General features: G+C 44.4%; 5 protein-coding genes. 3 read left to right on the top strand and 2 right to left on the bottom strand.

Annotation, left to right across the window (positions count from 1 at the left end):
• Positions 1–140: 140 nt before the first annotated feature.
• On the bottom strand, positions 141–1,439 hold the full coding sequence (locus KNO86_RS14465) for a glutamate-1-semialdehyde 2,1-aminomutase (RefSeq protein ID WP_214697372.1): 1,299 nt from the start codon (positions 1,437–1,439) through the stop codon (positions 141–143).
• 191 nt (positions 1,440–1,630) lie between these two features.
• Here KNO86_RS14465 and perR point away from each other — a divergent pair, with 191 nt between their 5' ends.
• Positions 1,631–2,062: a peroxide-responsive transcriptional repressor PerR gene (gene perR / locus KNO86_RS14460; RefSeq protein WP_031421138.1), complete on the top strand. Its 432-nt coding sequence runs from the start codon at positions 1,631–1,633 to the stop codon at positions 2,060–2,062.
• Positions 2,063–2,099: 37 nt separating this feature from the next.
• Here the strand turns inward: perR and KNO86_RS14455 are convergent, their stop codons facing one another.
• A complete protein-coding gene (locus tag KNO86_RS14455) occupies positions 2,100–2,459 on the bottom strand; it encodes a YgzB family protein (RefSeq protein WP_251127031.1) in 360 nt (119 codons plus the stop codon).
• Positions 2,460–2,562: 103 nt separating this feature from the next.
• On the opposite strand from KNO86_RS14455, the gene KNO86_RS14450 reads away from it, so the two are divergent.
• Both KNO86_RS14450 and KNO86_RS14445 read left to right on the top strand, forming a co-directional pair.
• Positions 2,563–3,501 (top strand): nucleotidyltransferase-like protein, encoded by a 939-nt coding sequence (locus tag KNO86_RS14450; RefSeq protein WP_224863216.1) that lies wholly within the window; start codon positions 2,563–2,565, stop codon positions 3,499–3,501.
• 39 nt (positions 3,502–3,540) lie between these two features.
• Complete coding sequence (locus KNO86_RS14445; protein ID WP_214697368.1) at positions 3,541–4,713, top strand: PstS family phosphate ABC transporter substrate-binding protein; 1,173 nt, start codon at positions 3,541–3,543, stop codon at positions 4,711–4,713.
• Positions 4,714–5,013 lie beyond the last annotated feature (300 nt).

Genomic DNA, 5,013 nt, shown 5'->3' with positions numbered 1-5,013 from the left:
AGGACCGTCTACATAACATTTCTTCAATCTTTTGTCGGGCAGAGCGCCTCAAGCTCGTTGAACATAAAAAAAGACGAACCAAATCGCACATGGCGATTTGGTTCGTCAACAGCCTGAAGAGATGCTTACGCATCTCTTTCTCACAACTGTGCAAACGAGCGGTTGACCGCTTCGATTGTCTCGTCGATATCTTGTTCCGTATGTTCTGTTGTGAGGAACCATGCCTCATATTTCGATGGGGCCAAGTTCACGCCGTTTTCAAGCATCAACTTGAAGAAGCGTCCGAACTTCTCACCGTCCGATTTTTCAGCACCCTCATAATCAGTGACGATTTCATCCGTGAAGTATACCGTGAGCGCTCCCTTCAAACGGTTGAGCGTGATGGTCACGTCATGTTTCTCTGCCGCTTCACGGATCCCTGCCTCAAGTCGTGCACCGAGCTTGTCTAACTTTTCATAAACGCCAGGTTGTTCAAGTACTTCGAGACACGCGATTCCTGTCGCCATCGAGGCCGGGTTTCCTGCCATTGTGCCGGCTTGATACGCAGGTCCGAGTGGTGCGACCGTCTCCATGATTTCGGCTTTTCCGCCATAAGCGCCAATTGGTAGACCACCACCAATAATCTTCCCAAGTGCCGTCATATCCGGTTCGATTCCGTATACTTGTTGGGCACTTCCATATGTGAAGCGGAATGCTGTGATGACTTCATCATAGATGACGAGAGCGCCATGTTCGTGCGTGATGTCATTAACAGCCTGGAGGAAACCTGGCTTCGGTTCTACGATTCCGAAGTTCCCGACAATCGGCTCGACGAGAACACATGCGACCTGGTCTCCCCATTCCTTCATCATCTCGCGATACGCTTCGATGTCGTTGAATGGGACGGTGATGACTTCTTTAGCTGTGGCTTTTGTCACACCTGCTGAGTCTGGAGAACCGAGTGTTGCTGGACCACTACCTGCTGCAATCAGCATGAGATCCGAATGTCCGTGGTAGCAACCGCTGAATTTCACAACGAGTTCACGACCGGTATAAGCACGGGCGACTCGAACTGTCGTCATCACGGCTTCTGTTCCAGAGTTGGTGAATCGTACCTTATCCATAGAAGGAATGGCTTGTTTTAGTTTCTTGGCAAACTCGACTTCAAGACGGTGAGGTGTTCCGTATAATAAACCTTTTGAAGAAGCGTTCATAAGCGCTTCATGAATGTGTGGGTGGGCATGACCCGTAATGATTGGACCGTATGCCGCCAAATAATCGATGTAACGGTTGCCGTCTACATCATAAAAATAGGCACCTTCGCCGCGTTCCATATAAACAGGGGCGCCGCCACCGACCGCTTTAAATGAGCGGGATGGACTGTTGACACCTCCGACGATGTGAGTGAGTGCATCTTGGTATAATGCATCGGATGACTGACGATTTGATGAAGTAGTCATATGTATTGCCTCCTTATTCAAATTCGCACTTATTGTATCATAGCCGTCAACCGCATAAGCTCAGTGTTTGACGAGTAGTTGAGAAATCAGTACACTATTTATAAAGATTACTATGTAAGAAATAAGTTAATTTTCAAAACTATTTCGCATGAATTTTATAGAAGAAATGAGGGATTGACGTGGGAAGCGAAATGCTTGACCATGCTGTTCAGTCGCTCCGGGAACATGGAGTCAGAATGACGCCTCAGCGCCAGGCCATTTTGGAGTACCTCGTCACGGAGCACAGTCACCCGACAGCGGATGACATTTATAAGGCACTTGCCGCACGGTTTCCAAACATGAGTGTGGCCACTGTATATAACAACTTGCGTGTCTTTAAAGAAGTGGGTCTCGTTCAAGAGATGAACTATGGGGACGCCTCAAGTCGCTTTGATTTTGTGACGTCGAAACACTATCACATCATCTGTGACACGTGTGGGAAAGTCGTCGACTTTAATTATCCGGTATTAGATGAAATCGAATCGGTTGCATCTCAATTGACTGGGTTCAAAGTCGATCGTCACCGTCTTGAAGTGTACGGAACGTGTCCGTCTTGCCAATCTGAGCAATCACAAACACATTAAAAACCACATCCGAGCATTCGGATGTGGTTTTTTGTTGTCAGTCAGTTTGTTCTGACTGACGCTTGTTATATTTTTCATCAAACTCTTTACCTTCAAGTGAGCGGTCAATTGTGAGCGGTTCGTCACAATGCATACATAAGTCGACGCGCCCAAGCATTTTCGTCTCTTTTTCGCAATTCGGACACGTGACGATGATTGCTTTTGTCGAGGCCATCCCGACGATGAAGTAAAGGGCAGAGCTTGCGAGCACCATGATAAATCCAAGCAGCATAAAAATAATCATGAGCCAAGTGATGGATTTAGCGAGAAGTCCGAGATACATGACGCCGATTCCGCCGAAAATCAGGAGTAATGCTATATTGCGTGCACGGTTGATTTTGTTCCCCCGTTTTTTCATAAGTGAATCCCTCCAATAGTCTGTCTCTATCATAGCTCATCTTCAAACGAGTGAGAAGTTCCTGCACTTTTTCGGCAGGAGTTTTTTGAAAAGAGGGCGAATCTTGTTCGTATCGAAAATGACAATCGTCATATATAGTCAACTTACGATTGGGAGAGAAGGGGTCCAGATGACGATGGAATATGCGACTCGCACTATTTATTCAGAATATGCTGCATTAAAAACAACTCTTGGAATTATTGAAGTGAAGAAAAAACGAGCACGTGATCCGTTGACGGATCAATCCGACCGTCTGCTCATTGTCATTGAAGCGAGACCGGATCCATTTTGGACGGTGAAACATTATCAGGTCGGTCAAGAAAGAATTGTCTTACATGTCGTGAGTGACTCGATGATGGACAGATGGATCGTCTTAAATGAAAACCGACGCGCGATTCATTGGATTGAAGACGGAATTGTTCTATTTGAACGGAATGAATACATCTTAGAGTTGCGACAACGAAATCGTAATTTGACGAATAGGGAACAACGTCTTCAACTATCGCTTTCGTTTGCGAAACTATTGCGTCGTTTTGAAGATGGTCGCTATTTATTTTTAGAAGGCGAATTCCAAGACGCCTTTACCCAGATTCACCATGCGCTCACACACTTGGCGCGACTTTCGATTTTAGAGGCTGGAATTCATCCTGAAATTGTTTTATGGGAACAAGTCCGAGCAATCGATCTTGAAATTTATAAGCTACACGAAGAACTTGTCGGGGGACAAGAGACACTTGAACAACGAATCCATCTTGTCGTGATTGGAATGGAACATTTGATTCAATCAAAAGTGTTGCCCGGCACACTGTTGTTACTTCAGACGATGCAAGAGAAAGATGGGGCTTGGACGTTCTCCGAATTGATGGATCATCCAAACTTAAATGAGCTTCGTGTCGACCTCGGAAGTATCATCGGATTTTTAGTGAGAAAAGGATATGTTCGTACGGTCACGAGACCAACAAAGGGAGTTGGAGTAGAAGCAGTACTTTATGAGATTGCCTAATTCCCCGTATGTAAGCATGATGAGGAGACGATACGTCGCATGAAATTTTTGAAGTTTAGCATCGGAACGATTTTCATTTTATTTGTCACGTTTGTGATTTCCGTCGTTGTCGCTCTCTTTACGATGGGAGACCCGATTATACAAGGACGCCCCATTCTTTGGACGATTTGGTATATGGCGGCTCTGTTGATTGTATGTATGGGTCTTTATGATTTTTCGCCTCTCTCAAATCGGAAAGTGAAACGGGTCCTCGGTTGGGGAGTTTTATCAGGTGTTCTTGTATTCGCTTCTGTCAAAGGGTACTACATGTATCAAGACCATTTGAAAATTGAAGAGCGTGGTGTAGAGTTAATCGATTATCAGCCATTTACGAACTCAGATCGATTGGCGAAATTGAATCATCCAACATCCGTTTCATTCGTAAACGGCGTGCCACGGTTGGATGGTGCGACAGCTCTTTATCCGATGTATGCTTCATTCGTCGAAGCGGTGTATCCAAACTCCGGAACGTATGACCCGTATAATGATCAAGTGAGTAAAGTCGTCTCGACAACAACGCCAGAAGCATACAGTCGATTGATGAACGATCAAACGGACTTGATTTTTGTCGCGGGTCCGTCGGATCGTCAGTTGCAAGTTGCGAAGCAAAAAGACGTATCTCTACATATGACACCTGTTGGTAGAGAAGCATTTGTATTCTTTGTTCATGAAGATAATCCGGTAGAGTCATTGACAATGGAACAAGTCCGTGGAATTTATGCGGGGGACATCCGAAATTGGAAAGAGGTCGGTGGCAACTCCGAAACCATTCGTGCTTTTCAACGACCTGAAGATAGCGGTAGTCAAACGGCATTGCAAAAGATGATGGGTGAACGAAAGTTGATGGAGGCACCGGTTGAAGATGTACCTCAAGGAATGGGTGGAATCATTCAACAAGCCTCATCGTATCGAAATCATAAAAATGCGATCGGATTCTCATTCCGATACTATGCGACAGAAATGGTCAATGATCATAAAGTCAAGTTACTTCGTATAGATGGGGTCGAATCGACCGTTAAAACGATTCAAGACGGATCCTATCCGCTGACCTCTGAATTCTACGCAGTTACTACGGAAGAAAAAGCAGAGCAATATGATGCTTTTCTAAAATGGTTAGGTAGCGAGGATGGCCAGGTGTTGGTCGAAAAGACGGGTTACGTTCGTCTTAAATGAAACAGGTAATCAAGGTTTACTTTTCGTCTTATCAGCGAAGAGTAAATCTTTTTTTAAATTTTATTGTTTTTTGTATTGACGAAGTGGTAAATAGAGATTATAGTTATAAACGTTGTCACGGCAAAAGATTATTTCAGAAAAACAATTTGTGAAAAAAGTTGTTGACGAAAACAATTGAAACGTGATAGATTAATGAAGTCGCCAAGAGCGACAGACGAACTTTGAAAACTGAACGATGAGGCAAAAATAAGTTTTACAATTTTTGAATGAAGCGCAAGCTTCGTCAATTTAAGAGCTATA

Origin of the sequence: Exiguobacterium sp. s160 (assembly GCF_018617575.1) — a bacterium.
GTDB classification, from domain to species: domain Bacteria; phylum Bacillota; class Bacilli; order Exiguobacteriales; family Exiguobacteriaceae; genus Exiguobacterium; species Exiguobacterium aestuarii_A.
The sequence above is the reverse complement of the archived record's forward strand: the minus strand, read 5'-3'. Positions and strand labels throughout refer to the sequence as shown.